The 24,710-nt window shown below is 61.8% G+C and carries 24 protein-coding genes and 1 pseudogene; 8 read left to right on the forward strand and 17 right to left on the reverse strand.

The genetic code is table 11. The features are described from left to right. Nucleotides 1–29: 29 nt before the first annotated feature. The 8 genes from mnmE to ACEUCR_RS15580 form a co-directional block, all read right to left on the reverse strand. Complete coding sequence (gene mnmE / locus ACEUCR_RS15545) at nt 30–1,391, reverse strand: tRNA uridine-5-carboxymethylaminomethyl(34) synthesis GTPase MnmE (protein ID WP_042000368.1); 1,362 nt, start codon at nt 1,389–1,391, stop codon at nt 30–32. Nucleotides 1,392–1,478: 87 nt separating this feature from the next. Continuing rightward, entirely contained in the window at nt 1,479–3,122 is a 1,644-nt protein-coding gene (yidC, locus tag ACEUCR_RS15550; protein WP_408791321.1) for a membrane protein insertase YidC, read from the reverse strand. Between the two features lie 5 nt (nt 3,123–3,127). After that, on the reverse strand, nt 3,128–3,376 hold the full coding sequence (yidD, locus tag ACEUCR_RS15555) for a membrane protein insertion efficiency factor YidD (RefSeq protein ID WP_010672280.1): 249 nt from the start codon (nt 3,374–3,376) through the stop codon (nt 3,128–3,130). Continuing rightward, entirely contained in the window at nt 3,343–3,702 is a 360-nt protein-coding gene (rnpA, locus tag ACEUCR_RS15560) for a ribonuclease P protein component (RefSeq protein WP_011707927.1), read from the reverse strand. The genes yidD and rnpA overlap by 34 nt, the downstream gene beginning before the upstream one ends. Continuing rightward, complete coding sequence (gene rpmH / locus ACEUCR_RS15565; RefSeq protein ID WP_005307156.1) at nt 3,702–3,836, reverse strand: 50S ribosomal protein L34; 135 nt, start codon at nt 3,834–3,836, stop codon at nt 3,702–3,704. Before rpmH ends, rnpA begins: the two co-directional genes overlap by 1 nt. A 264-nt stretch (nt 3,837–4,100) precedes the next feature. Then, a complete protein-coding gene (locus ACEUCR_RS15570; protein ID WP_042000360.1) occupies nt 4,101–4,838 on the reverse strand; it encodes an amino acid ABC transporter ATP-binding protein in 738 nt (245 codons plus the stop codon). A gap of 10 nt (nt 4,839–4,848) precedes the next feature. Then, complete coding sequence (locus ACEUCR_RS15575; protein WP_111874393.1) at nt 4,849–5,517, reverse strand: amino acid ABC transporter permease; 669 nt, start codon at nt 5,515–5,517, stop codon at nt 4,849–4,851. Then, nucleotides 5,518–6,276, reverse strand: coding sequence for an amino acid ABC transporter substrate-binding protein (locus ACEUCR_RS15580; RefSeq protein WP_392443736.1), 759 nt, complete (start codon nt 6,274–6,276; stop codon nt 5,518–5,520). Nucleotides 6,277–6,575: 299 nt separating this feature from the next. Between ACEUCR_RS15580 and dnaA the strand changes: the two genes are divergently transcribed. The 4 genes from dnaA (at nt 6,576) to gyrB (ending at nt 12,639) form a co-directional block, all read left to right on the forward strand. After that, entirely contained in the window at nt 6,576–7,946 is a 1,371-nt protein-coding gene (gene dnaA, locus ACEUCR_RS15585; RefSeq protein WP_042000353.1) for a chromosomal replication initiator protein DnaA, read from the forward strand. A 72-nt stretch (nt 7,947–8,018) separates the two neighbouring features. Further along, complete coding sequence (gene dnaN, locus ACEUCR_RS15590; RefSeq protein WP_042000350.1) at nt 8,019–9,122, forward strand: DNA polymerase III subunit beta; 1,104 nt, start codon at nt 8,019–8,021, stop codon at nt 9,120–9,122. Between the two features lie 2 nt (nt 9,123–9,124). Next, on the forward strand, nt 9,125–10,228 hold the full coding sequence (gene recF / locus ACEUCR_RS15595; protein ID WP_408747948.1) for a DNA replication/repair protein RecF: 1,104 nt from the start codon (nt 9,125–9,127) through the stop codon (nt 10,226–10,228). Continuing rightward, complete coding sequence (gene gyrB, locus ACEUCR_RS15600) at nt 10,225–12,639, forward strand: DNA topoisomerase (ATP-hydrolyzing) subunit B (protein ID WP_042000344.1); 2,415 nt, start codon at nt 10,225–10,227, stop codon at nt 12,637–12,639. Before recF ends, gyrB begins: the two co-directional genes overlap by 4 nt. Before the next feature lie 118 nt (nt 12,640–12,757). Here the strand turns inward: gyrB and ACEUCR_RS15605 are convergent, their stop codons facing one another. From ACEUCR_RS15605 to ACEUCR_RS15620, 4 genes are all read right to left on the reverse strand, one after another. Next, a complete protein-coding gene (locus ACEUCR_RS15605) occupies nt 12,758–13,135 on the reverse strand; it encodes a VOC family protein (RefSeq protein WP_111874442.1) in 378 nt (125 codons plus the stop codon). Nucleotides 13,136–13,204: 69 nt separating this feature from the next. Further along, complete coding sequence (locus ACEUCR_RS15610; protein ID WP_408791323.1) at nt 13,205–13,909, reverse strand: helix-turn-helix transcriptional regulator; 705 nt, start codon at nt 13,907–13,909, stop codon at nt 13,205–13,207. A 63-nt stretch (nt 13,910–13,972) separates the two neighbouring features. After that, nucleotides 13,973–14,938, reverse strand: a complete 966-nt coding sequence (locus ACEUCR_RS15615; RefSeq protein ID WP_408791325.1) for a GlxA family transcriptional regulator — start codon at nt 14,936–14,938, stop codon at nt 13,973–13,975. A gap of 87 nt (nt 14,939–15,025) precedes the next feature. Next, nucleotides 15,026–15,796, reverse strand: coding sequence for an MBL fold metallo-hydrolase (locus ACEUCR_RS15620; RefSeq protein WP_408791327.1), 771 nt, complete (start codon nt 15,794–15,796; stop codon nt 15,026–15,028). Nucleotides 15,797–16,061: 265 nt separating this feature from the next. On the opposite strand from ACEUCR_RS15620, the gene ACEUCR_RS15625 reads away from it, so the two are divergent. Both ACEUCR_RS15625 and ACEUCR_RS15630 read left to right on the forward strand, forming a co-directional pair. Continuing rightward, nucleotides 16,062–16,475: an Hsp20 family protein gene (locus ACEUCR_RS15625; RefSeq protein ID WP_025325189.1), complete on the forward strand. Its 414-nt coding sequence runs from the start codon at nt 16,062–16,064 to the stop codon at nt 16,473–16,475. Nucleotides 16,476–16,567: 92 nt separating this feature from the next. After that, nucleotides 16,568–17,008, forward strand: coding sequence for an Hsp20 family protein (locus ACEUCR_RS15630; RefSeq protein WP_042000329.1), 441 nt, complete (start codon nt 16,568–16,570; stop codon nt 17,006–17,008). Between the two features lie 85 nt (nt 17,009–17,093). Here the strand turns inward: ACEUCR_RS15630 and ACEUCR_RS15635 are convergent, their stop codons facing one another. Further along, nucleotides 17,094–18,344, reverse strand: coding sequence for a valine--pyruvate transaminase (locus ACEUCR_RS15635; RefSeq protein ID WP_408791329.1), 1,251 nt, complete (start codon nt 18,342–18,344; stop codon nt 17,094–17,096). Nucleotides 18,345–18,626: 282 nt separating this feature from the next. On the opposite strand from ACEUCR_RS15635, the gene ACEUCR_RS15640 reads away from it, so the two are divergent. Further along, nucleotides 18,627–18,860 (forward strand): hypothetical protein, encoded by a 234-nt coding sequence (locus ACEUCR_RS15640; protein ID WP_392443747.1) that lies wholly within the window; start codon nt 18,627–18,629, stop codon nt 18,858–18,860. On the opposite strand, the gene ACEUCR_RS15645 is transcribed toward ACEUCR_RS15640, so the two are convergent. Next, entirely contained in the window at nt 18,790–19,614 is an 825-nt protein-coding gene (locus tag ACEUCR_RS15645; RefSeq protein ID WP_408791330.1) for an AraC family transcriptional regulator, read from the reverse strand. The genes ACEUCR_RS15640 and ACEUCR_RS15645 overlap by 71 nt on opposite strands. A 92-nt stretch (nt 19,615–19,706) precedes the next feature. Here ACEUCR_RS15645 and ACEUCR_RS15650 point away from each other — a divergent pair, with 92 nt between their 5' ends. Continuing rightward, complete coding sequence (locus ACEUCR_RS15650; protein ID WP_408791332.1) at nt 19,707–20,834, forward strand: multidrug effflux MFS transporter; 1,128 nt, start codon at nt 19,707–19,709, stop codon at nt 20,832–20,834. Between the two features lie 4 nt (nt 20,835–20,838). Here ACEUCR_RS15650 and ACEUCR_RS15655 read toward each other — a convergent pair whose 3' ends face one another. The 3 genes and pseudogenes from ACEUCR_RS15655 to ACEUCR_RS15665 all read right to left on the reverse strand — a co-directional run bounded on the left by ACEUCR_RS15655 (nt 20,839) and on the right by ACEUCR_RS15665 (nt 24,674). Then, nucleotides 20,839–21,522 carry a response regulator gene (locus ACEUCR_RS15655; protein WP_042000316.1) on the reverse strand — a complete coding sequence of 228 codons (684 nt, stop codon included), beginning with the start codon at nt 21,520–21,522 and terminating at the stop codon, nt 20,839–20,841. A gap of 55 nt (nt 21,523–21,577) precedes the next feature. Next, nucleotides 21,578–24,157: pseudogene (locus ACEUCR_RS15660) on the reverse strand (DUF4118 domain-containing protein); the annotation flags it as partial. Next, on the reverse strand, nt 24,150–24,674 hold the full coding sequence (locus tag ACEUCR_RS15665) for a potassium-transporting ATPase subunit C (RefSeq protein ID WP_408760488.1): 525 nt from the start codon (nt 24,672–24,674) through the stop codon (nt 24,150–24,152). The pseudogene ACEUCR_RS15660 and the gene ACEUCR_RS15665, both read right to left, overlap by 8 nt. Nucleotides 24,675–24,710: the final 36 nt, after the last annotated feature.

Below are 24,710 nucleotides of genomic sequence, written 5' to 3' on the forward strand. Positions count from 1 at the left end.
CTGCTTTTTATTGCTGATTTTTCACCACATTACTTGCCGATGCAAAAACTCGAGAAGATGCGCCCCAGCAGATCGTCGGAGCTGAACTCGCCGGTGATCTCGGAGAGGGACTCCTGCGCCAGACGCAGCTCCTCGGCCACCAGCTCGCCAGCCACATAGACCTCGAGCTGCTCCCTGGCCACCAGCAGCCGCTCGGCGGCGCGCTCCAGGGCGTCCAGGTGGCGGCGACGGGCCATGAAGCCCCCCTCTGTGTTGCCCTGAAAGCCCATGCAGGCTTTCAGGTGCTCACGCAGGGCGGGCAGCCCCAGCTCCGTCTTGGCGGAGATGCGGTAGACGGCGTGGCCCAGCTCTTCGCTCGGCGCCAGATCTTCGCCGGTCAGGTCGGCCTTGTTGCGCACCACGGTGAGGCCGATGTTTTTTGGCAACCGATCGACGAATTCCGGCCAGATTTCCCGCGGGTCGACCGCGTCCGTGGTGGTGCCATCCACCATGAACAGCACCCGATCGGCCTGTTCTATTTCGGCCCAGGCGCGCTCGATGCCGATCTGCTCCACCTTGTCCTGGGTATCGCGCAGGCCCGCTGTGTCGATGATGTGCAGCGGCATGCCATCGAGATGAATGTGCTCGCGCAGTACGTCCCGGGTGGTGCCGGCAATTTCGGTGACGATGGCAGATTCGCGGCCGGCCAGGGCGTTGAGCAGGCTGGACTTGCCGGCGTTGGGACGGCCGGCGATCACCACCTTCATCCCTTCCCGCAGCAGGGCGCCCTGCTTGGCCTCGCCGCGCACCGCATCCAGCTCGTCCATGATGGCGTACAGATCCCCCGCCACCTTGCCGTCTGAGAGGAAGTCGATCTCCTCGTCCGGGAAGTCGATGGCGGCTTCCACATAGATGCGCAGCCGGGTGAGACTCTCCACCAGCTGCTGGATCTTGCCGGAGAACTGGCCCTGCAGGGAGTGCATGGCGCTGCGGGCGGCCTGCTCGCTGGAGGCTTCGATCAGATCGGCGATGGCCTCGGCCTGGGCCAGATCCAGCTTGTCGTTGAGGAAGGCGCGCTCGCTGAACTCGCCGGGACGGGCGGGGCGGATGCCCTCGATCTGCAGGATACGGCGGATCAGCATGTCCAGGATGACGGGACCGCCGTGGCCTTGCAGCTCCAGTACATCCTCGCCGGTGAAGCTGTTGGGGGCCTTGAACAGCAGGGCTATGCCCTGATCCAGCGGCTGGCCCTGCTCGTCCTTGAACGGCAGATATTCGGCATAGCGTACCCGGGGAAGCTTGCCGAGCACGGTCTCGGCGACCCGCTCGGCGGCGGGGCCTGAGACGCGGACTATGCCGACGCCGCCACGGCCGGGGGCGGTGGCCTGGGCCACTATGGTCTCTGTTGTCATCTTGCTTGACTCGTCTGTTCGGTAATTGCGGACATTGTAATAAAAAAGGCGGCCCGAAGGCCGCCTCTTTTGTCATCAGGGGGAAGATCAGGTGCGAGTGTGCAGCCCTTTCTTCTCCAGCTGACGATAGATGATGGTCTGCTGGGTAATGGAGATGACGTTGCTCACCAGCCAGTACAGGGTCAGGCCTGCCGGGAACCAGAGGAACATGAAGGTGAAGATGATCGGCATGAACTGCATCACCTTCTGCTGCATGGGGTCCGTGATGGTGGTCGGGCTCATCTTCTGCAGATACCACATGGAGGCACCCATGAGGATCGGCAGCACGAAGAAGGGGTCCTTCACCGACAGGTCGGTGATCCACAGGGCAAACGGCGCGTGACGCAGCTCGACAGACTCCATCAGTGCCCAGTACAGGGCGATGAAGATGGGCATCTGCACCAGGATCGGCAGACAGCCACCGAGCGGGTTGACCTTCTCCTTCTTGTACAGCTCCATCATGCCCTGGGACATCTTCTGGCGATCGTCACCGAAGCGTTCCTTGAGCGCAGCCAGCTTGGGCTGGAGCATGCGCATCTTGGCCATGGAGGTGTACTGGGCCTTGGTCAGCGGGAACATGATGCCGCGTACCAGCAGGGTCAGCATGATGATGGCCACACCCCAGTTGCCGACGAAGCCGTGGAACACTGTCAGCAGCCAGTGCAGCGGCTGGGCGATGAACCAGAGCCAGCCGTAGTCGACGGTCAGATCCAGGTGGTTTGCCACCTTGGCCATCTGATCCTGCAGCTTGGGACCGACCCACAGCTTGCTGGTCACTTCGGCCTGCTGGCCGGCTGCCACGTCAACCATGGGGGCCTTGTAGCCGATGATGGCCTGGTCCTTGCCCGGGATCACGCGGCTGTAGAAGCTGTTGGCCTCGTTGGCGTTGGGGGTCCAGGCTGAGACGAAGTAGTGTTGCAGCATGGCGACCCAACCACCCTGGGTGGTCTTGTTCAGGTCGGCATCCTTCATCTCGTCGAAGGTGTACTTCTTGTAGCGGGTGTCTTCGCTGGAGAAGGCGCCACCGCGGTAGGCACTGGCCACCATGGCATGACCTTCCTGATCCTTGGGCGTGGTCATGGTCTGCTTGAGCTGACCGTAGAACTGTACCTGGACCGGATCGGCAGACTTGTTGTCGATCTTGTAATCGACGCCCACGGCGTAATCACCGCGCTTGAGCACGAACTCCTTGGTGAAGACCACGCCCTTGCTGTCGGTCCAGGTCATGGGAACCACGATCTGATCCTGACCGTCGGCCAGCTGGTAGCTGGTCTGGGCGGCTTCATAGGTGGGACGGCCTTCGGTACGGCTGTCCGGGCCATCACGACCCACCAGACCGCTCTGGGCGACATAGATATGCTGGGGCTGGCTGGTCAGCAGCACGAACGGCTGCTCCTTGCCTTCTACCAGCTTGTGGGACAGCAGTTCGGCAGAGACGATGTCACCACCCTGGGTGTCCAGGGTCAGCTTGAGCACGTCGGAGGAGACGGTGACCAGCTTGCGGACGGCATTGGCAGTGGTTGCTTGCTCGGAAACCTGAGGAATATCACCGGTCTGACCGGCTTCAGGCACGAAATGTTCGGTTTGGGCCACAGGGGCCGGCTTCGGAGCCTTGTCGGACTCCCACTGTTGCCAGAGCAGGAAGCTCACGAACAGCAAACCGATCAGGAGTAGATTGCGTTGTGATTGCATAGTCTTCAGTTTCTTCGCTTTGGTTGCGGAACCGGGTCATAACCACCCTCGGATAAGGGATGGCATTTTAATAGACGTTTGCTGGCTAACCAAACGCCTTTTATGAAACCGTGAAGTCGGATTGCTTCTATCGCAAATTGGGAACAAGTCGGGGTGAAACGGCAGCGCGGCCCGAGCAGGGGACTAATGATTAGCTGATACAGGCGTATCAGTTTGATAGCTACCCATTGCAACGGCGTGACAGAGTGCGCCATAGCTTTTCCAGTAACTTGAACAGTTCCTCGTTATCCATCTCCTTCACGCCGGCCTTGGCGATCACGACGATGTCGATAGCGGGCAGGTTGGCTTGATTGAGGCGGAAACTTTCCCGGACCACTCGTTTGACACGATTACGCCAGACGGCACGCTTGAGTGCTTTTTTGGGCACGGCGAGACCAAGACGGGGATGTTCGAGAGTATTGGGACAGGCGAGAAGCGTTATTTGCGGGGAAGCGGCCCGGACAGGCTCGGCGAAAACGCGTTTGAAGTGTTCGGGAGTTAACAGACGTAACTCCCGAGAGAAGGTGTGCTGGGTAGGCATTAGACTACCAGGCGGGCACGACCCTTGGCACGACGAGCGGCCAGAACTTTGCGACCGTTGGCGGTAGCCATGCGGGCGCGGAAACCGTGAGAGCGCTTGCGCTTCAGGTTGGACGGTTGAAAAGTACGTTTCATGATTCGATTCCGTATAACTGTACAGTTTTGATTGTCACACTTAGCCGACGCGCCAGCTATAGCGTGTGACGACTAGCAAAAGAGGCCGAATTCTAAACAGAGTTCGGCTTTTAGTCAATCCGCCGAAGCCGGTATCGGTCATCGACCGTGAAATAAGTCGAAGGCCGGCACAGGATCCAGAGGATCGCGGGCTCCGGATTATACTGGCCCGCCCGGGTTTAACAAGGATCCTCCATGAAAAAAGGCGGCCAGGCCGCCCAGAACTCAGGATTTCAGCACCTTGCGCAGGAACTCCCGGGTGCGAGGATCCACCGGATTGACCAGTATCTGATCCGGCGGGCCCTGCTCCACGATCCTGCCTCCCTCCATGAAGATCACCCGATCCGCGACGTCGCGGGCGAACTCGATCTCATGGGTGACCACCACCATGGTCTGGTGCTGGCGGGCGAGTTGTTTCATCAGCCCCAGCACCTCGTCCACCCACTCTGGGTCGAGGGCCGAGGTGGGCTCGTCGAACAGGATCACCTTGGAGTGGGCCGCCATGGCGCGGCCTATGCCGACCCGCTGCTGCTGACCGCCGGACAGGGAGGCCGGGTAGGCATCCTGCTTCTCGGCGAGACCTATGTCCTTGAGGATGCCGAGCGCCGTGGCACGAGCCTCCGCCTTGGGTTGCTTCCAGACGGTGATCAGCCCCTCGGCTATGTTGTCCAGCGCCGTCTTGTTGGCGAACAGGGCATAGTTCTGGAACACGAAGGAGGCCCGCTTGCGCAGCTCTATGGCTTCCCGTTCGCTGGCATTGGCCAGATCGAGCTGGATATCATCGATGGCCAGCCGACCCGCATCCGGGGTTTCCAGCAGGTTGAGACAGCGCAACAGGGTCGATTTTCCGGTACCGGACGGCCCTATGATGACGACTATCTCCCCCTTCTTTATCTCCAGATCTATGTTGTTGAGCACAACATTGTCATCGAATGCCTTGGTGAGGCCGCTCAGTTTGATCATGAGTTGTCCCTCAGTAGGCTCGATTGAGACGGACTTCCAGCAGGTGCTGCAAGCGGGTGAAGAAGATGACCACCACCCAGTAGACCAGGGCCACCGCCATGAAGCTCTCGAAGAACTTGAAGGAGGAGGAGGCCTCCATCTGCGCCTTGCCCATGATCTCGGCCACCCCCAGGGTAAATGCCAGGGAGGTGCTCTTGATCATGTCGATGAAGTAGTTCATCAGGGACGGCGTCGCGATGCGGGCTGCCTGGGGCAGTATGATGCGCTGCATCGCCTGCAGCTTGCTCATGCCGATGCTGAGGGCCGCTTCCATCTGGCTCTTGTGGATGCCCAGGATGGCGGCGCGGATGGATTCCGCCATGTAGGCGGCGAAGTGCAGGGTCAGACCGACGATGGCGGCGGTAAAGGCATCCATTCCCACGAAGATGGGGAAGAGTTGCGGCAGCCCGTAATAGAGCAGGAACAGCTGGACGAGCAGCGGAGTACCTCGAAAGAACGAGATATAGAGGATCGCCAGCCAGTGAATGACGGGAACGCGAAACACCCGCACTATCGCCAACATCAGCGACAGCACGAGTGCCAGTACGAAACCCCACAGGGCCATTTCCATGGTCGTGCCCAGGTATTTGAGCAGGATCGGAAACAGCCCCAGCGTGTACGCGAGATCGAATTCCATCATTTATTTGCTGGTGATGTCCGCCGCGAACCACTTCTCGGAGATCTGCTTGAGCGAGCCGTCTTTGCGCATGGCGGTCAGCGCCTCGTCAACCTTGGCCAGCAGCGCCTGCTGCTTGGGGGTCTTCAGGAAGGGCAGGGCGTTCTCTATGGTCTCGAACGGCTTGCCTGCCTGTTGCAGCGGCAGCTTGGATTCCTTGATCAGCTGGGCGGTGGAGACGCGGTCCATCACGAAGGCATCGATGCGACCCAGGGCGACATCCTGCTCGAAGGCGGAGTCATAGGTGCGGATGTCCATCTTGTTGTCCGGATCGTTCTTGCGCAGCAGCTCCTCGAAGTTGGAGCCCAGGTTCACCGCGACCTTCTTGCCTTCCAGGTCCTTGATGCCATGGATGGTGCTGTTGCCTTTGCGCACCACTATCTGGGCACCGTCATAGACGTAGGGCTGAGAGAAGTCGTACTTGGCCTTGCGCTCGTCTGTGATGGTGATCTGGTTGGAGATGGTATCGACCCGGCCCGTTTCCAGCATGCCGAACAGGCCGGAGAAGCTGGCGGTGACGAACTCGACCTTGTAACCGGTGCGCTCGCCAATCTGGTTCCACATGTCCACCTCAAAGCCCTGCAGCTTGTCCTGCTTGACGAAGGTGAACGGGAAATATTTGCCAGACATACCGACCTTGATGGTCTCCTGGGCGACGGCCTGGCCACTGAGCATGGCCAGCAGTATGGCGGCGCCGGACACCAGCTTGATGGATGAAGACATGGGTTACCTCTCTCTGTTGTTCTGTGCTTTTAGTTTTAATGACTGATGTTGAGTGAATTTTATTGGAATAAACTCTGAAAAATAAATCTTATTTAGTTATATCAAATAACCCTGAATCACCCCGGATCCAGCCTGGTTCATGCTGTGGGTAAGTTTGGGGATGAAATGGGATCCTGAGCCGTTGGATCCTTGAAAGTCAAGGATCTTATTTGCTGGATCCACGAGCTGGCGGCTAGAGATCCAGCGGTTAAAAACGTAGAATAGCCGGTCTTTAGCTAATCAATAAACGGGAGTCTAGAGTGACTGCTTCGCTATGGCAGCAGTGCCTTAACCGGCTGCAAGATGAATTGCCCTCGGCAGAATTCAGCATGTGGATCCGGCCGCTTCAAGCGGAGTTGAGTGACAATACTCTGACCCTGTATGCACCGAATCGCTTCGTCCTGGACTGGGTACGTGACAAGTACCTGCTCCGGGTCAATGGCATCATCAACGAGATCTGTGGCGTTGATGGCCCCGCCTTGCGTTTTGATATAGGAAATCGTCCCCACCCCGTCGCCGTTGCCAGAGCACCGGTGCGCGGCGCCGCGCCTGTGAATAACTTGCAGAAGAGCTGGGAAAGCAAGGACGAAGCCAAGCCGGAGCCGAACCACAAGAGCAACACCAACGTGAACTATACCTTCGAGAATTTCGTCGAGGGCAAGTCCAACCAGTTGGCTCGTGCGGCGGCCCGTCAGGTGGCCGACAATCCGGGTGGTGCCTACAACCCTCTGTTCCTCTATGGTGGTACCGGTCTGGGCAAGACCCACCTGCTCCATGCGGTTGGCAATGCCATCAAGGATCGCAAGAAGGACGCCAAGGTCATCTACATGCACTCGGAGCGGTTCGTGCAAGACATGGTGAAGGCGCTGCAGAATAACGCCATTGAAGAGTTCAAGCGTTATTACCGTAGCGTCGATGCCCTGCTCATCGATGACATCCAGTTCTTCGCCAACAAGGAGCGCTCCCAGGAGGAGTTCTTCCACACCTTCAATGCCCTGCTTGAAGGCAACCAGCAGATCATCCTGACCTCGGACCGTTACCCGAAGGAGATCAACGGTGTCGAGGATCGCCTCAAGTCCCGCTTCGGCTGGGGCCTGACGGTGGCGATCGAGCCGCCGGAGCTGGAGACCCGGGTCGCGATCCTGATGCGCAAGGCGGACGAGAACCAGATCCACCTGCCGGACGAGGTGGCCTTCTTCATCGCCAAGCGGCTGCGATCCAACGTCCGTGAGCTGGAAGGCGCCCTCAACCGGGTCATCGCCAACGCCAATTTCACCGGCCGTGCCATCAACATCGACTTCGTGCGCGAGGCGTTGCGAGATCTGCTGGCTTTGCAGGAGAAGCTGGTCACCATCGACAACATCCAGAAGACGGTGGCGGAATACTACAAGATCAAGTTGGCGGATCTGCTATCCAAACGGCGCTCACGTTCCGTTGCCCGCCCGCGTCAGCTCGCCATGGCCCTGGCCAAGGAGCTGACCAACCACAGTTTGCCGGAAATAGGGGATGCCTTCGGTGGCCGTGACCACACCACCGTTCTTCATGCCTGCCGCAAGATAGAGCAGCTGAAGGAGGAGAGTCACGACATCAAGGAAGACTATTCCAACCTGATCCGTACCCTTTCGTCCTGATAACGGAACGGAGTGCACAGATGCAGCTCGAATATGCCAACCCTTTCCTCCTACTAGCAACGGAGAGCACAGATGCAGCTCGAAATTAGCCGCGAGGCCCTGTTACGTCCCCTGCAACTGGTGTCGGGCGCCCTGGGTGGCCGACCGACACTGCCCATCCTCGGCAACGTCCTGCTCGATGTGAGCCATGGTCTGCTGTCGCTGACCGGGACCGATCTCGAAGTGGAGATGATAGGCCAGGTCCATCTCGAGGGCGCCAGCCAGGATGGACGCACCACGGTACCGGCGCGCAAGCTGCTGGATATCTGCCGTGGTCTGCCGGAAGGGGCCGACATCCGTCTCAACACCGAAGGCGAGCGGCTGATCATTCGCTCCGGCCGCTCCCGCTTCAACCTGTCGACCCTGCCGGCGACCGAATACCCGAACATCGAAGACTGGGAGTCCGTGCTCGAGTTCGACATCAGCCAGCTGGAGCTTAAAAAACTCATCGAGGCGACCCAGTTCTCCATGGCGAGCCAGGATGTGCGTTATTACCTGAACGGCATGCTGTTCGAGAGCGAAGGTCACGGCCTGCGTACCGTGGCGACCGACGGTCACCGGCTGGCCACCTGCCGCCGGGAGGTGGTGCAGGAATCGCTGCCCGATCATCAGGTCATACTGCCCCGTAAAGGGGTGCTGGAACTGGTGCGCCTGCTGGAGGCGGAGGACAAGCCGGTACGGCTGCAAGTAGGCCGCAGCAACCTGCGCGCCGCCCTCGATGGCTTCATCTTCACCTCCAAGCTGGTGGATGGTCGCTTCCCCGATTGGCGCCGGGTCATCCCCCGTGGCAGCGACAAGGCCCTGATCGCCGGGCGGGAAGACATGCGTCAGGCGTTCTCCCGTGCCGCCATTCTCTCCAACGAGAAATTCCGTGGGGTGCGTCTCAATCTGCAGCAAAATTTACTGCGGATCACCGCCAACAACCCGGAACAGGAAGAAGCCGAGGAGCTGCTTGACGTACAATATGACGCCAGCGAGCTGGAGATAGGGTTCAACGTCTCGTATGTGCTCGACGTGCTGAATACGTTAAAATGTGACCAGATCCGGGTCAGCCTGAGCGATTCCATCAGCAGTGCCATTATTGAGGATTTTGACAGTCAGGACGCTCAATACGTGGTCATGCCGATGCGGATCTAGTCGTGTCCCTGGTCAAACTCCAGCTCAACGACTTTCGCAACATCCAGCACGCCAGCCTGCAGCTGTCGCCCGGCCTCAACATCCTGGTGGGCAGCAATGGCAGCGGCAAGACCAGCGTGCTGGAAGCCATTCACTACCTTGGCCTGGGCCGCTCCTTTCGCACTCATCTTACCGGGAGAGTCGTTCGCCAGGGCGAGAAGGGATTTGTCCTGTTCGCCCAGTGCGAGCTCGAGGGGCGTACGGTTCCCATCGGCCTCGCCAAGGAGAAGAATGGCGACACCCAGCTCAAGATTGCCGGGGCCCAGGCCCAGCGTCTGGCGGATCTCGCCGAGCTGTTGCCGGTGCAGTTGATCCACCCCGATGGCTTCGACCTGCTGACCGGAGGTCCCCAACCGCGTCGCGCCTGGCTCGACTGGGGCGTGTTTCATCAGGAGCCGACCTTCTTCTCCCTGTGGGGGCGGGTGCGGCGGCTGCTGAAACAGCGCAATGCCTTGCTACGCACGGCGACCCAGTATCGTCAGCTGGCGTTCTGGGATCAGGAGCTGGCAAGGCTGGGTGGTGAATTGGCAGACTTTCGCGCCAAGTATTGTCAGGCCATTACGCCACTCATCCAGGAGATGACGGCGGATTTTCTACCGGAATTCGACATCAGTCTCGGTTTCTATCGGGGCTGGGAGAAGGACACCCCTCTCGGCGATTTGCTGGAGGCGGGGTTCGAACGGGATCAGAACCTGGGTTATACCGGTGTCGGCCCCCAGAAGGCCGATGTGCGCCTCAAGGCGAACGGTGTGCCGGCACAGGATATTCTGTCCCGGGGTCAGTTGAAGTTGCTGGTCTGTGCCATGCGACTGGCCCAAGGGCTCTATTTGAATCAACAGAGCAGCCGTGGCTGTATTTTTTTAATTGACGATTTTGCCTCTGAACTGGATATCGACAAGCGTCGCCTGTTGGCCAACCGCCTGAAGCAATGTGCGACCCAGGTGTTTATCACCGCCATCGATACCGGTCAGCTCGCAGACATGATGGATGCGAATGACTGCAAGTTGTTCCACGTGGAACAAGGCAAGATCTCCGAAACGCTAGAGAAGGCAGAGAGTAAGCTATGAGTGAAAATAGTTACGACTCCTCGAATATCAAGGTGCTGAAGGGGCTGGATGCGGTCCGCAAGCGCCCGGGGATGTATATCGGCGATACGGATGATGGCTCGGGTCTGCACCACATGGTGTTCGAGGTCGTCGATAACTCCATTGACGAGGCTCTGGCTGGCTACTGTTCCGATATCCAGGTCAAGATCCATTCCGATGGCTCCGTCTCGGTACGTGACAACGGCCGGGGCATCCCGGTCGACATCCACCCGGAAGAGGGCCGTTCCGCCGCCGAAGTCATCATGACGGTGCTGCACGCCGGCGGCAAGTTCGACGACAACTCCTACAAGGTGTCCGGCGGCCTGCACGGTGTGGGCGTCTCGGTGGTGAACGCCCTGTCCGACAAGCTGCTGCTGACCATTCGTCGCAATGGCCATGTCTACGAGCAGACCTATCACCTGGGCGAACCCCAGGCTCCCCTCAAGCAGATTGGCGACAGCAGCAGCGGCACGGGTACCGAAGTGCGCTTCTGGCCGAGCTCGACCATCTTCAGCGACACCCTGTTTCACTACGATATCCTGGCCAAGCGCCTGCGCGAGCTCTCCTTCCTCAACTCCGGCGTCTCCATTCGTCTCGAAGACGAGCGGGATGGCCGCGAGGTGCATTTCTGCTACGAGGGCGGCATCAAGGCATTCGTCGAATACCTGAACCAGAACAAGACGCCGATCCATCCCAAGGTGTTCCACTTCACCACCGAGCAGGACGGCATCGGTGTCGAAGTCGCCATGCAGTGGAACGACGCCTACCAGGAAGGGGTCTACTGCTTCACCAACAACATCCCCCAGCGGGATGGCGGCACCCACCTGGTGGGCTTCCGTACCGCGCTGACCCGCACCCTCAACACCTACATGGACAAGGAGGACTACAGCAAGAAGGCCAAGTCCGCCGCCAGTGGTGATGATGTCCGTGAAGGTCTGATTGCCGTTATCTCGGTCAAGGTGCCGGATCCCAAGTTCTCCTCCCAGACCAAGGACAAGCTGGTCTCTTCCGAAGTGAAGACGGCCGTGGAACAGGCGATGGGCGAGAAGCTGGCGGATTTCCTGCTGGAGAACCCGGGCGACGCCAAGATAGTGGTCAACAAGATCATCGATGCAGCCCGTGCCCGCGAAGCAGCCCGCAAGGCGCGCGAACTGACCCGTCGCAAGGGGGCGCTGGATATCGCAGGTCTGCCCGGCAAGCTGGCGGACTGTCAGGAGAAAGACCCGGCGCTGTCCGAACTCTACATAGTGGAAGGGGACTCTGCTGGCGGTTCCGCCAAGCAGGGTCGCAACCGCAAGAACCAGGCCATACTGCCGCTCAAGGGCAAGATCCTGAACGTGGAGAAGGCCCGTTTCGACAAGATGATCTCCTCCCAGGAGGTGGGCACCCTGATCACGGCACTGGGTTGTGGCATCGGTCGTGACGAGTACAACCCGGACAAGCTGCGTTATCACAACATCATCATCATGACGGATGCGGACGTGGATGGTGCGCACATCCGTACCCTGCTGCTGACCTTCTTCTACCGTCAGATGCCCGAGATCATCGAGCGTGGCTATGTCTTCATCGCCCAGCCGCCGCTCTACAAGGTCAAGAAAGGCAAGCAGGAGCAGTATCTGAAAGACGAAGATGCGCTGCTGCAATACCAGACCGCCATGGCGCTGGACGGTGCCACCCTGCATGTCAACGAGTCGGCTCCTGCCATCGGTGGCGAGGCGCTGGAGCGTCTGGTCAACCAGCACCGTGCCGTGTCTCACCTGATCACCCGCATGTCTCGCCGTGCCCCGGATGCCGTCTTGACCCAGCTGATCTATCAGCCCGAGTTGAACGAAACCCTGCTGGCCAGCGAGAGCGAACTGCAGGCCTGGTGCCAGGGCATGGAGGCCGTGCTCAACGAGAGCAACCACGGCATCCAGTACCAGATCCAGATCCGTCGCGACGAGGAGCGCAGCCTGTTTGTGCCCCACGCCGTGGTGCGTCAGCACGGTGTCGATCGCGAGTATCCGATCAGCTACGACTTCCTGCAGTCCAACGAGTACCGCCAGCTGGTCTCCCTGGGCAAGGAGATCGCCAACCTGATCGAGGAAGGCGGCTACATCAAGCGCGGCGAGAAGGTGAAGCCGGTGGCCAGCTTCGTCGAGGCGGTCGACTGGCTGATGGGCGAAGGCAAGCGCGGCATCTACATCCAGCGTTATAAAGGGCTGGGGGAGATGAACCCGGATCAGCTGTGGGAAACCACCATGGATCCGGAGGCCCGCCGCATGCTGCGAGTCACCATCGAAGACGCCGTCGGTGCCGACCAGCTCTTCTCCACCCTGATGGGGGATGCCGTAGAGCCACGTCGCGACTTTATCGAGACCAACGCCCTGCGGGTCGCCAACCTCGACGTCTAATCGACGCAGTCAGACAGCAGAAAGCCGCTCCTTGTGAGCGGCTTTTTTATTGTCAGGGGCGGGGAGATGGCATGTTCCACGTGAAACATGAAACCGCCTTGATGTTGATGGTAGCGACTCAGCCCAGTTCCGGTGCCAGGCAGTAGAGACGCAGGCGATGGCCATCGGGATCCAGCGCCATGGCGGTGTAGCCAAACGCCATCCGGGTCGGCTGCTGCACTATGGTCAGGCCGCGAGCCTGCCACTTCGCCAGACCCGTATCGACGCTGGCCTCGTCGGGCAGGGGGAAGGCCAGCTCCATGGCGCCGGCACCCTGGGTCACGGCGGGCTCGACGGTGGCACTGGACCAGATCGCCAGCTTTGCTCCCGACTCGAACACGAACATGGCGAAGGCAGGGGACTCCTCCACCGGCGGGCGACCGAACAGCTCGCGGTAGAAGTGGACGCTGCTGGCCGGGTCGGTGACATAGAGGATGGTGAACGGTGGGACTGACAACATGGTGATGCTCCTTGATTTGGGGAGGGCGCATCGGCGCCGACCCCGTCAGCATGGCGCTACCTGCTGTCAGTTTCTGTCAGCAATGAATCTGGGTTGCGGGATCTGCTGGGTGGTGCGCCACGCTTTCAGCAGGCTCTCCCTGCTTTTGGGATAGCGGCTCTCCTCTGGCTGCATCCGGGTGATGCGATCGACCCGAAAGTGGCGAAAGCCCTGACGCAGCTCGCACCAGGCGACCAGGACTCGTACCTGCTCGAAGTAGCCAAGAGCGAAGGGCCAGACGGTGCGTTCCGAACTATCTTCCTTGAGATCCCGATAGCTGAGGGTCACCTTGCGCTGCCGGCGGATGGCGCTGCGCAGCGGCGCTTCATCTGTGAGGCCGTCGCTGCGGGAGGTGCCGATCAGCAGGGCATTGCTCTGAAGCTGCTGGCGATAGTCGGCGGGCAGCACGGCTTCTATCTTGGCCAGCGCGCTGCTGGCCGATGCACTCAAGGCGCCGTCACCGTGCGCGACGACCCAGCGCGACCCCAGCACCAGCGCATCCAGCTCCTCCTCGCTGAACATCAGTGGCGGCAACGTGAAGCCGGGGCGCAGCACATAACCGATACCCGGTTCTCCCTCGATATGGGCACCTTGCCCTTGCAGGGTGGCGATATCCCGATAGAGGGTGCGCAGGCTGATGCCAAGCTGGCTGGCCAGTTCGGAGCCCGTGATGGCGTAGCGGTGGCCGCGCAGCAGCTGGAGCAGGGCCAGCAGGCGTTCGGAACGGGACATGGTATGACTCCTGAGTCTTTCTGGTTTAGCCTGCCATAGCGGGTTTATCTGGTACAGGGGGCATCAGGCGTGGTCGCCACGAAAAGAGCGGCGCCATTCACTCGGAGATACCCCGAAACGGGCGCGAAAATGCTGGCGCAGTATGGCGGCCGTCTTCAGCCCCACCAGCTCGGCGATGCGATCCATGGAATGGCCGCTCGTCTCCAGCAACTCCTGGCTGCGCCTGAGGCGCTCCGCCAGCAACCACTCCCCGACGGAGAGGCCGGTCGCCTGCTGGAAGCGACGGGTGAAGGTGCGCCGGCTCATCAGGCAGTGCTCTGCCAATGCGTCCAGGCTGTGGGGCTCGGCCAGGTGCATGCGCAGGTGATCGAACAGCTGGTTGATCCTGGCATCCCGGGTGGAGGCGGGCACCGGCTGCTCGATGAACTGGGCCTGGCCCCCGTCTCTATGGGGTGGCACCACCAGCCGCCTGGCCAGCTTGTTGGCGATCCGGCTGCCATGGTGCTCGCGCACCAGGTAGAGGCAGCAGTCCAGCCCGGCGGCGGTGCCGGCCGAGGTGATCAGACCCTCATCGTCCACGTAGAGGGCATTGGTATCGAGCCGCACGGCGGGAAAGCGGCCCATGAAGTCCTGTTCGAACTCCCAGTGGGTCGAGGCCCTGCGTCCCTCCAGCAGACCGGCATAGGCCAGCACATAGGTGCCCAGACAGAGCCCCACTATCTGGGCGCCCCTGCTTCGGGCGGCAACCAGGGCATCGAGCAGGGGCTGGGCCGGTCGCTCGGCCGGATCGCGCCAGAAGGGGATGATGACGATGCCCGCCCCGATCAATCCTTCCAGCCCGTGGCTGGCGTCGATGCGAAAGCCCTGGGCGGAACCGGGTTGGCGGGTGGCGTCGCCGGCGCAGAGCCTGAGTTCGAACAGGGAGGCGCCAGGCATCATGGTGTCGCCGAAGATGAGGCAGGGCACGGCGCAGTGAAAGGGGCTGAAGTGATCGAAGGTGATGACGGCGACGACGATGGGATTGGGCATAGTAGCAGACTCCTTTGCACTCGGCTCCCCATGATAAGGGACGGCAACAGAAAGCCGAAGGGTCATGTGGTCACATGGCCCGCTCGATCAGAGGGTGATGGACTCGCCATCCTCGGGCACCAGTACCCGCGTTGCCATCCCCTGTTTGCCGAGGTAGTCGCGCAGCTCGCGCCTTGTCAGCAGGGCATGATTGACCGCCTCCATGTGACTGGCGATCAGGGTGGCCTGTGGCGCAGCCTGATAGACGGCGGCCACATCCTCCTTGCCCATGATGATGGCGCCCAGACCTGTCACCTGGGCATTGCCGCAGTTGAGGACGACGACCTCGGGTTGGTGCCGGTGCAGCGCTTGTTCAACCTGGGCATTCCAGACGGTGTCGCCGGCCAGATAGAGGGTCTTTTCGGCGGGATGGGAGAAAACCACTCCGCTGACCTCGCCAAGGCGATCCCCCAGCAGGGCCATGATGGTATCGCTGCCGTGCCGGCCTTCCGTCTGTTGCAGGCGGATGCCGGCGAACTCGCCGACCTCGCCCAGCAGGCGCACATCCTCGAAGCCGCATCCCCTCATGGTGTCGGCATCTTCCTGATGCTGCACAAACAGCGGGAGGTGTTTGGGGACCTGCTGCTGAGCGGCCGGGTCCCAGTGGTCGAGGTGATCATGGGTCACTATCACCGCATCCACATCGAGGATCTCCGCCATGGGCAGGGGCAGTTCGACCAGGGGGTTGCGAAGATGGCTGTTGGCCATGCCTTCGAAGCCGGGGTAGCTCCCCTTGGGGGCCAGCATGGGGTCGATGAGGAAGCGGGTGCCGGCGTAGTGGATGAGCAGGGTGGCATTGCGAACCTGGGTTACTTGCATGGTGTGCTCCGGTCTCTGGTTGGGGGACAACCAGTATGGCGCGCAGCGGATCGAGGAATGAGTGGCCCTCGGGCCGAATATCATGCTAATCGGGCCATTTTCGACGCTGACGGGCGACCAAAAATTTCTTTCATTTTTTCCCTTGAAAGGAAAAAGTGAGCCCCTATATAGGTAACAAGGCCGGAACGCTCGACAGAGGTTTCGACCAGGCGCCCGTCCATATGGAGGGCAAACAATCCGTTATCGCTCACAAGAGGGTAATACTATGCGTTCTATCGACTTTTCTCCGCTCTATCGTTCTGCCATTGGTTTCGATCGTCTGGCCAATCTCATCGAATCTGCGGCCAGCAATGGCAATGCCGGTTATCCCCCCTACAACATCGAGCAGCTGGGTGACAACGACTACCGTATCAGCATGGCGGTGGCGGGCTTTACCCAGGAAGAGCTGGAGCTGAGCTTCCAGGAAAATCTGCTGACGGTGAAGGGCAACAAGCAGGCTGACACCGAGCGCCACTATCTCTATCAAGGCATAGCCGAGCGCGGTTTCGAGCGTCGCTTCCAGCTGGCCGATTATGTGCGGGTGAAGGGGGCCGATCTCAAGAATGGTCTGCTGCACATCGATCTGGCCCGTGAAGTGCCCGAGGCGATGAAGCCCCGCAAGATCGAGATCAACGGCTGACAGCCTGAACTCACAGCGATTTTCAAGTTTCCCAGGTGCCGATGACGGGCCTGTGGAGAGTCAAACCTGTTGCTTGTTAGAAGGATAGGATCATGCGTAACCTCGATTTTTCTCACCTCTCTTCCAATGCCGTCGGCTTCGAGCGGATGGCCCGCGAGCTGGAAGGTCTGTTCGATCAGAAGACCACAGCTTACCCCCCGTACAACATCGAAAAGCGCGATCAGGATGGCTATCGCATCACGGTCGCCGTGGCTGGCTTCGAGCGCGACGAGCTGGAGCTGGAGACCGAGAACGGCACCCTCAAGGTGAAGGGGCGCAAGGACGCTGCGGCCGGTGAGCGTCAGTTCCTCCATCAGGGGATCGCCGAGCGCGACTTCGAGCTCGCCTTCAAGCTGAGCCAGCACGTGGAAGTGCAGGGGGCCAGACTGGAGCATGGTCTGCTGACCATAGAGCTGGCCCGGGAACTGCCGGAGGCGCTCAAGCCCCGCGCCATCCCCATCGGCAAGCCCGATCAGCTGGCGCTGCCCGGCTAAGCCAGACGGCAGACAGCCCCATAGTCCATAGAGAGAAGAGAGGCCTGCATCGCAGGCCTCTCTGTTTTTGCATCGCCGGATTGGGTCAGCCAGCGTAGAGGGCGTTGATCTCGTCCGCCAGTATGGCCACACCGCGCCGCACCAGATCTTCGCTCTGGGCGTAGTTGAGGCGGATGCACTCCTGGCTGTGGCGCCACTCGGGGTCGTCGATGCCGGGGAAGAAGTAGTGACCCGGCACTATCAGCAGGTTCTTCGCCTTCAACCGCTCGTAGAGCGCCTGACAGTGGATCGGCAGGCCTTCGAACCAGAGCCAGAGGAAGAGGGCACCCTCCGGCTTGTGGATGTGGAAGCGCGGGTCGGGAATGGCGTCCCGCAGCAGCTGGACGGCGAAGTTGGCCTTCTGCTGGTAGAAGGGTTTCACCACCTGTTCGCTCAGGGTAATGATGTCGCCGCTCTCTATCATGGGGATGGTGATGGCAGGCCCCAGGCTGCCCGGCGCCAGGTTGATGATGCCGCTCAGGTTGGTGATGGCCTGGACTATCTTCTCGTCGGCGATGACGATGCCGCAGCGAGTGCCCGGCAGTCCCAGTTTGGAGAGGCTCATGCAGAGGATGGTGTTGGCGTTCCAGAACGGCTTGGCTTCGCTGAAGATGATGCCGGGGAAGGGCACGCCATAGGCGTTGTCGATGAGCAGCGGTATCCCCTTGTCGCGGGCGATCTGATCCAGATGCTCTATCTCTTCATCGGTGAGTACGTTGCCAGTGGGATTGGTGGGGCGGGAGACGCAGATCACCCCTATGTCGTCACCCACCTCCAGACTCTCGAAATCCACATGGTATTTGAACTGGCCGTCGGCCAGCTTCTCTATGGTGGGCTTGTAGGCGACGAAGTGATCGTCCGAGAGGGCCGAGTCGGCATAGCCGATGTATTCGGGAGCCAGGGGGAAGAGCACCTTCTTCTTGCGGCCGTCGGCGAACTCGCCCGCCAGCAGGTTGAACAGATAGAAGAAGGCATTCTGGCTGCCGTTGGTCAGGGCGATATTGCGAGCCGTGATATCCCAGCCCAGCTCCTTGCTGAGCAGGGCGGCCAGGGCCCTGGTGAACCTGTCCTTGCCCTGGGGGCCATCGTAGTTGGCCATGGCCTTGATCAGTTCCCCGTTGTCGAGCAGTTGCCTGGCCTCGCTGTGAAAACGCTCAAGCATGGCAGGAATGGGGGCCGGGTTGCCGCCGCCCAGCATGATGGCGTCCGGATTGAGCAGCCCCTGATTGAGGTCATCCATGAGTTGGGTAATGCCGGCGTGGCGAGTGAACTTCTCGCCGAACAAGGAAAATTCCATTCGGTAATGCATCCAGAGTATGTAACGGGGATGTAGCACCTTAGCTCAGTTCAAAAGCGGGTGTCGATGAAAAATATCCCTTGTTCCACGTGGAACGAACATCCCATGGATGCCATGGCTAAATTCACCATTTATTGGTGTAAAGCAGCACCCATGATTAGTCTCGCTTGGCTATTTTTATCATGGTTTTAAATAAATGTGTTTTATATCAGTGCTTTGTGATTTTGGCATGACTATTGGAATAGTCAGGGAGTCATAGGGATAACCACCGGAGAATGCAAGATGAAGCACCTGATCGCCACCCTGATATTGAGCACCCTGAGTCTGACCGCCATGGCCGATGAGACCAGCCGACCCGAACTGGATCTGGCCAGCCTGCACCAGGAGATCCGGGAGCAGCAGTTGCAAGCGTCCCGGGATCTGGTGCGCGAGGCCATCAGCAACCTCAGACCATTGGCCCTGGATACCCTGGTGGTGGAGGCCAGTCCCGCGGTGGCCACTCACCCCGAGAGTTGAGGTGGCGCAGGGGCGTCTGCCCCGTATGCTGCTTGAAGAAGGCGATGAAGGCGCTGTCGCTGGAGAACGCCAGGGCAGAAGCGACCCGGCTGATGGGTTCCCCTTCTGCCAGCAGCTCCATGGCCCGTAGCAGGCGCCACTGCTGGCGCCAGGCCTGGTAGCCCATGCCGGTCTCCTTCATGAAGATGCGGCCTATGGTCTTGTCACTGGCACCCACCCGCTCGGCCAGCCGGTTGAGCCGATCGGGCAGGGCCTCGCCCCGTTTCAACTCCTGTAACCAGACCCCCAGGCGCGTGTCCGTCGGCAGCGGCAGTTGCCAGGATTCCTGCGGCGCTTGCGCCAGCTCCTCCTCGAACAGCGCCAGCATGCGGCGCTGCTCCGCTTGTGGCTTGTCCCAGGGCCAGAGCGCCATCCGCTCTATGATCTCCCGCAACAGCGAATTGACCGCGATCACCTGCATTCCCTCCGGCTGTGTGGGGGTTGGCATGAAATAGAGGGAGCGGTAGGCCACCACCCCGCGCATCAAGACTCTGTGAGGGGTGCCCGCCGGCAGCCAGGCCGCCCGGCTGGGCGGCAACAGGCAGACCCGGTTGCCCAGTTCGATCGTCATGCAGCCGGCCTGGGCGAACAGCAGCTGATGGCGCTGGTGCCTGTGCAGGCCGGAGTCGTGCCAGCCCAGGGCTGAGGCGATGCCGATCACGGGACCCGATTGCTGGTCAGGGTCGAAAGGGTGATCGGGAAGGATAAAGGCCATATGTCCGATTTCTGATATTTATAGTCCTGCACATTGTAATCAGACAGTGCCCATCTCTCTAGAATGACGACCTCTTGTGAAGGAGGTTGGTCATGAACAACAAGTTGCCACCCCGTTGGCTGATGGTGGGATTGATGATGTTTCCCCAGCTGGTGGAGACCATCTACAGCCCGGTGCTGACCCAGATCGCCAGCCAGTTTCGGGTGAGCGAGGGGCAGGCATCCCAGACCCTGTCGGTCTATTTCCTGGCGTTTGCGGTGGGTGTGGTCTGCTGGGGCAGGCTCTGCGATCTTGTCGGGCGGCGTCCCGCCATGCTGGCAGGTCTGCTCACCTATGGTGTCGGCACCCTGCTGGCGCTGTTGGCCAATGAGTTCGAGGTGTTGCTACTGGCCAGGGTCATCTCGGCCTTCGGCGCCGCCGTGGGTTCCGTGGTGACCCAGACCATGCTGCGCGACAGCTATCAGGGCGGCGAGCTGGCGCGGGTCTTCTCGGTGATGGGGATCGCGCTCTCCCTCAGCCCCGTGCTGGGGTTGGTGAGCGGCGGCCTGCTGGCCGAGCGGCTTGGCTATCTCGGGGTCTTCAGCGGCCTGCTGGTGCTGGCGGCAGTATTGCTGCTGGTGGCCGGTCGGTGGCTGCCGGAAACCCGTCCAGCCACGACTTTGCGGGTTGCGCTCTGGCCGCTGGCGTGCCGGATGATGAAAGATGGCGGGCTCTGGCGCAGTGCCCTGCTGGTCGCCCTGTTCAACACCATGCTGTTTGGCTACTACAGTCTGGCCCCTTTCCTGTTTGCCGGACTGGGATTGAGCACCGGCGAGTTTGGTTATTCGGGGATCTTGCTGGCGCTGGCGACCCTGCTCGGCAGTCTGCTGAACAGGAGGTTGCTGGGGGCGGGATGGTCGCCAGCATCCCTGGTCCGGTTGGCAGCATCGCTTGCACTGGTTGCCGGGCTGCTGGTCTGGGCGAGCCAGGATTCGCTCTGGTTCCTGCTGCCCATGATGGGGGGGGTCGTGGCGTTTGGCATCGCCATTCCCAATGTGCTGAGCCAGGCCCTGCTGGCCTATCGGGAGGTGGCGGGCAGCGCAGGTGCCCTGTTCGGGCTGGCCTATTATCTGCTGCTCGGCCTGGGGCTGGCCGTGGCGGCCGGCTTGCAGGATCTCGGTCTGCTGATCACGGGCTGCGGCCTGCTGGCACTCTGGTGCAGTCGGCGCCGTTCCACGTGAAACATCAGTTGCCGATGAAGCGATAACCTATGCCGGGCTCCGTCTCTATCAGCAAGGGCTGCTGGGGATTATCCCCCAGTTTCTTGCGCAGGCTGGCGATGACGATGCGCAGGTAGTGGGTATCTTCCTTGTGACTGGGGCCCCAGATCTCGGTGAGCAACTGGGTCTGCAGCACCAGCTTGCCCGGGTGACACACCAGGGCCTGCAACAGGGCGAACTCCTTGCGGGACAGGGAGATATCCTCTCCTGCCAGACTCACCCTGTGGCTGCCAATCTCCAGGGTCAGGCCGCAGTGGGGGAAGTGGCGGCGGTCGCCGCTGCTGACCCCGGCCCGCTGGCGCAAGAGCACCCGGATGCGGGCCATCATTTCCTGAATGCCGAACGGCTTGCTCATGTAGTCGTTGGCCCCGGCGTCCAGCAGGCGCACCTTCTCCTGTTCGGAATCCCGCGCCGACAGGATCAGCACAGGGTGGGGGTGGTGGGCCCGTATGGCCTGCAACACGGCAAGACCATCGCCGTCGGGCAGGCCGAGGTCGAGGATGACCAGATCCGGATTGAGGTGGCGATACTGGCTGAGCCCCTCCTGTACGCTGGCCGCCTCGCTCACCTGATGTCCCTCGGCCACCAGGCTGATGCGCAGGAAGCGCCGGATCGGGATCTCGTCATCAATGACCAATATATGAGCCATCTGGCCTCCTGGGGCTCGGGTCCGAGCCGCTCGTTTCTGTCTCTTCTTCCGGGCCCGGTGCATTGAGGGCCAGCGGCAGGGAGATGCGCATGCAGGTGCCGTTGCCATTGGGGCCGGCGAAGGCCCAGATGCGGCCACCGTGGGCCTCCACCATGGCGCGGGAGATGGCGAGGCCAAGGCCGGTGCCACGGCTGCCGCTATCCCCGACCGGTTGGGTATAGAAGAGGTTGAAGATCTTGTCCCTGTCCGCGGCGGCGATGCCGACCCCTATGTCGATCACATCCATGATGAGGTCCGGCTCGGCCAGCATGACGCGAAATTCGATGGGCGTGCCCGCCGGCGAATAGCGGGAGGCGTTGTCGAGTATGTTGACCAGTACCTGTTCGAGCAGGGCACCGTGGACATAGAGGCGGGGCGGGGCCTGATCCAGGTGGATCAGCAGGCTGTGCTGGCGCCAGGAGGCATCCAGCCGGCGGCGGGCGCTCTCCACCAGCTCGGTCAGATCCACCCACTCCCGCTTCAGCTGGAAGTCGGGGGAGCCGATGCGGGTCATGTCCAGCAGGTTCTGCACATAGCTGTGCAGGCGCTGGGCCTCCTCCTGTACCGAGTGGAGCAGCTCGTCCCTGTCCTCCCGACCAATTCGATCCCCGTATTCGAGCAGTGTGCTGCCCGCGCCCATGATGGCGGCCAGCGGCGTCTTGAGATCATGGGAGACAGACGAGAGCAGGGCGGCCCGCATCCTGTCCGTCTCCGCCTGCCACTGGCTCTGGGCCAGCCGCTCGTTCAGCTCGATGCGGGCCAGGGCGGCGCGGATGTCGGTGAGGAGAGCCTGCAACTGGTGCTCGGCCGAGGCGCTGAGGGGCTGGGCCAGCAGGATGCCGAGGGCCAGCTCGTCGGTCAGGGGGTGATACTGGGCCAGGGCGGCATTGAGGGTGGCGGTATGGGCCCCGGCACTCTGCTGGCGGGAGAGGCTCCAGTCGATGGCCGCCTTGTCGGTCTGACCCGGCGGGGAGGGGGCCGGGCCGGCGCGCCCCTGATAGAGACTGTCGATGGCGAAGGCGGGTTGGGCCAGGGCCAGGGAGATGGCCTGGGCCCCCTGCCTTAGCACCTCCTCCGGGCTGTTGGCGCTGGCCAGCTCCTGGCTCAGGGAGAGCAGGGCCGTGCCGAGCTGCTGGGTCTCGCGCAGCCCAATCAGCTGCTGGCGCTGGCGGGAGGCGAGTCGTCCGGCGGCCATGCCGACGATGAGCAGCACCAGCAGGGTCAAGAGATCGCTGTGGCTGTGTACCGTCAGAGAGAAGTAGGGCACGGTGAACAGCAGATTGTGGGCGAGAAAGCCCAGGATGGCGGCCAGGATCGCCGGCAGCTGGCTGGTGGTGAGGGCCGTGGCCAGCACCCCGAGCACGAACAGCAACGGCAGGGAAGCGGCGGGCAGCCAGTGGGAAAGCCCCCAGGCGATGGCGGAGGTGAGCGCCATGATGGCGACCGCCAGCAGGCTCTGGCTGAGCTGACCCCGGGGCGATGGGCGCAGCAGGGGACCAGGCTGCCGGGGTCCCGTGTCCACCAGGCTTATCTCCAGCCCCCGGGCCCGCGACATCAGGTGCTGCACCAGGGAGCGGCGCCAGGGTGCCTTGTGGGGCTTGCCCAGCAGCAGCTGCGAGGCTTGCTGCTGGGCGGCGGTCTCCAGCAGGGTATCGGCCACCGCCGGGCTGGAGAGGGTCAGCACCTTGGCCCCCAGCTGGGCGGCCAGGGCCAGGGCCTGTTCCAGTTCGGCGGAGCGCTGGCCACGGCTGTCCACATGGACCACCAGCCAGGGCAGCTGGCGGCGCTGGGCGAGGCGGTGGCCGTGGCGCACCAGGGCCGAACCATGCTGCTCGCCGAGGCAGACCATCAGCTTGCCCCGCAGGGGCTGGGTGCTCTTGCCCGCCGCCTGCCACTGCAGTTGCAGATCTCCCTCCACATGGCTGGCGGCGGTCTGCATCGCCAGCTCGCGCAGGGCGGTCAGATTGTTGAGGGAGAAGAAGGAGTGCAGGGCGGCCATGGCCTGCTGCGGCACATAGACCTTGCCCTCGCGCAGGCGATCGAGCAGCTCCTTGGGGGGCAGGTCTATCAGCACCAGGCTGTCGGCCTCCAGCAGTACCCGATCGGGCAGGGTCTCCCTGACCCTGACCCCGGTCAGCTGCCACACCAGGTCGTTGAGGCTCTCCAGGTGCTGCACGTTGAGGGTGGTGTAGACGTCGATACCGGCATCGAGCAGCTCCCGCACATCCTGCCAGCGCTTCTCGTGCCGGCTGCCGGGGGCATTGCTGTGGGCCAGCTCGTCCACCACGGCGATGGCGGGTCTGCGGGCGAGCAGGCCATCCAGATCCATCTCGTCGAGCCGCTGCTGGCGATGCAGGTGGGTCTTGCGCGGCAGTATGGCCAGCTTGTCGAGCAGGGCCAGGGTCTCCTGGCGGCCATGGGTCTCCACTACGCCTATCAGGATGTCGGTCCCTTCCCTGGCCTGCTCCCGCACCGCCTGCAACATGGCGTAGGTCTTGCCTACGCCGGGGGCCGCGCCGAGGAAGACCTTCAGCCTGCCCTTGCTGCCTTCTGCCAGGCTGGCCAACAGGGCGTCGGCCCGCTGCTCATCACGCATCCTTTTCCTTATCGAGTGCCAGGTTCAGCTCGAGAATATTGATCACCTGCGGCCCTAGGATACCAGCTTCCACCCGGGACTTGACCAGAGCCGTCAATCGGGCGGGATCCAGCGCCCTGGCCTGGGCGACCCGGTTCACCTGGCTCAGCACCGCATCCAGCGGCAAGTGGGGGTCCAGTCCGGAGCCGGAGCGGGTCAGCAGGCTGGGGGAGAGCGCCCTGGCCGTCCCGGCCTGCTGCCCGGCAAAGTCGTGACGCTGGGGCGCACTCACCCCCAGGTTGCTGCCGCCACCGCCGACCGTGGTGAAGTCGCTGGCGGAGGGGCGGGAGTGGAAGTAGTCCGTCCGCTCGAACTGCTGGGCCAGCAGGGCGCTGCCCAGGGGCCGGTTGTCCTTGTCGACGAGCTGGCTGCCGTTGGCCTGCCAGGGGAAGATCAGCTGGGCCAGCCCGGTCACCGCCAGGGGGTAGCCGACACCGAGCAGCAGGGTCAGGGTCAGCAGGGTTCTAATCGCAATCATGGTATTTCCTTACGGTTGAAGGGGATGGGATGCAAG

The sequence above is a fragment of the Aeromonas bivalvium genome (assembly GCF_046078285.1).
GTDB classification, from domain to species: Bacteria; Pseudomonadota; Gammaproteobacteria; order Enterobacterales; family Aeromonadaceae; genus Aeromonas; species Aeromonas bivalvium.

Excerpts from the sequence above, each read along its gene's own strand:
- ACEUCR_RS15580 (WP_392443736.1), bottom strand. The coding sequence starts at position 6,276 with ATGTCTTCATCCATCAAGCTGGTGTCCGGCGCCGCCATACTGCTGGCC.
- ACEUCR_RS15655 (WP_042000316.1), bottom strand. The coding sequence starts at position 21,522 with ATGGCTCATATATTGGTCATTGATGACGAGATCCCGATCCGGCGCTTC.
- ACEUCR_RS15665 (WP_408760488.1), bottom strand. The coding sequence starts at position 24,674 with ATGATTGCGATTAGAACCCTGCTGACCCTGACCCTGCTGCTCGGTGTC.
- dnaN (WP_042000350.1), top strand. The coding sequence starts at position 8,019 with ATGCAGCTCGAAATTAGCCGCGAGGCCCTGTTACGTCCCCTGCAACTG.
- ACEUCR_RS15645 (WP_408791330.1), bottom strand. The coding sequence starts at position 19,614 with ATGGCCTTTATCCTTCCCGATCACCCTTTCGACCCTGACCAGCAATCG.
- rpmH (WP_005307156.1), bottom strand. The coding sequence starts at position 3,836 with ATGAAACGTACTTTTCAACCGTCCAACCTGAAGCGCAAGCGCTCTCAC.
- yidD (WP_010672280.1), bottom strand. The coding sequence starts at position 3,376 with ATGGCGCACTCTGTCACGCCGTTGCAATGGGTAGCTATCAAACTGATA.
- ACEUCR_RS15570 (WP_042000360.1), bottom strand. The coding sequence starts at position 4,838 with ATGATCAAACTGAGCGGCCTCACCAAGGCATTCGATGACAATGTTGTG.
- gyrB (WP_042000344.1), top strand. The coding sequence starts at position 10,225 with ATGAGTGAAAATAGTTACGACTCCTCGAATATCAAGGTGCTGAAGGGG.
- mnmE (WP_042000368.1), bottom strand. The coding sequence starts at position 1,391 with ATGACAACAGAGACCATAGTGGCCCAGGCCACCGCCCCCGGCCGTGGC.
- ACEUCR_RS15615 (WP_408791325.1), bottom strand. The coding sequence starts at position 14,938 with ATGCCCAATCCCATCGTCGTCGCCGTCATCACCTTCGATCACTTCAGC.
- ACEUCR_RS15610 (WP_408791323.1), bottom strand. The coding sequence starts at position 13,909 with ATGTCCCGTTCCGAACGCCTGCTGGCCCTGCTCCAGCTGCTGCGCGGC.
- ACEUCR_RS15635 (WP_408791329.1), bottom strand. The coding sequence starts at position 18,344 with ATGGAATTTTCCTTGTTCGGCGAGAAGTTCACTCGCCACGCCGGCATT.
- ACEUCR_RS15640 (WP_392443747.1), top strand. The coding sequence starts at position 18,627 with ATGAAGCACCTGATCGCCACCCTGATATTGAGCACCCTGAGTCTGACC.
- ACEUCR_RS15650 (WP_408791332.1), top strand. The coding sequence starts at position 19,707 with ATGAACAACAAGTTGCCACCCCGTTGGCTGATGGTGGGATTGATGATG.
- ACEUCR_RS15575 (WP_111874393.1), bottom strand. The coding sequence starts at position 5,517 with ATGATGGAATTCGATCTCGCGTACACGCTGGGGCTGTTTCCGATCCTG.
- yidC (WP_408791321.1), bottom strand. The coding sequence starts at position 3,122 with ATGCAATCACAACGCAATCTACTCCTGATCGGTTTGCTGTTCGTGAGC.
- ACEUCR_RS15625 (WP_025325189.1), top strand. The coding sequence starts at position 16,062 with ATGCGTTCTATCGACTTTTCTCCGCTCTATCGTTCTGCCATTGGTTTC.
- ACEUCR_RS15630 (WP_042000329.1), top strand. The coding sequence starts at position 16,568 with ATGCGTAACCTCGATTTTTCTCACCTCTCTTCCAATGCCGTCGGCTTC.
- ACEUCR_RS15620 (WP_408791327.1), bottom strand. The coding sequence starts at position 15,796 with ATGCAAGTAACCCAGGTTCGCAATGCCACCCTGCTCATCCACTACGCC.
- rnpA (WP_011707927.1), bottom strand. The coding sequence starts at position 3,702 with ATGCCTACCCAGCACACCTTCTCTCGGGAGTTACGTCTGTTAACTCCC.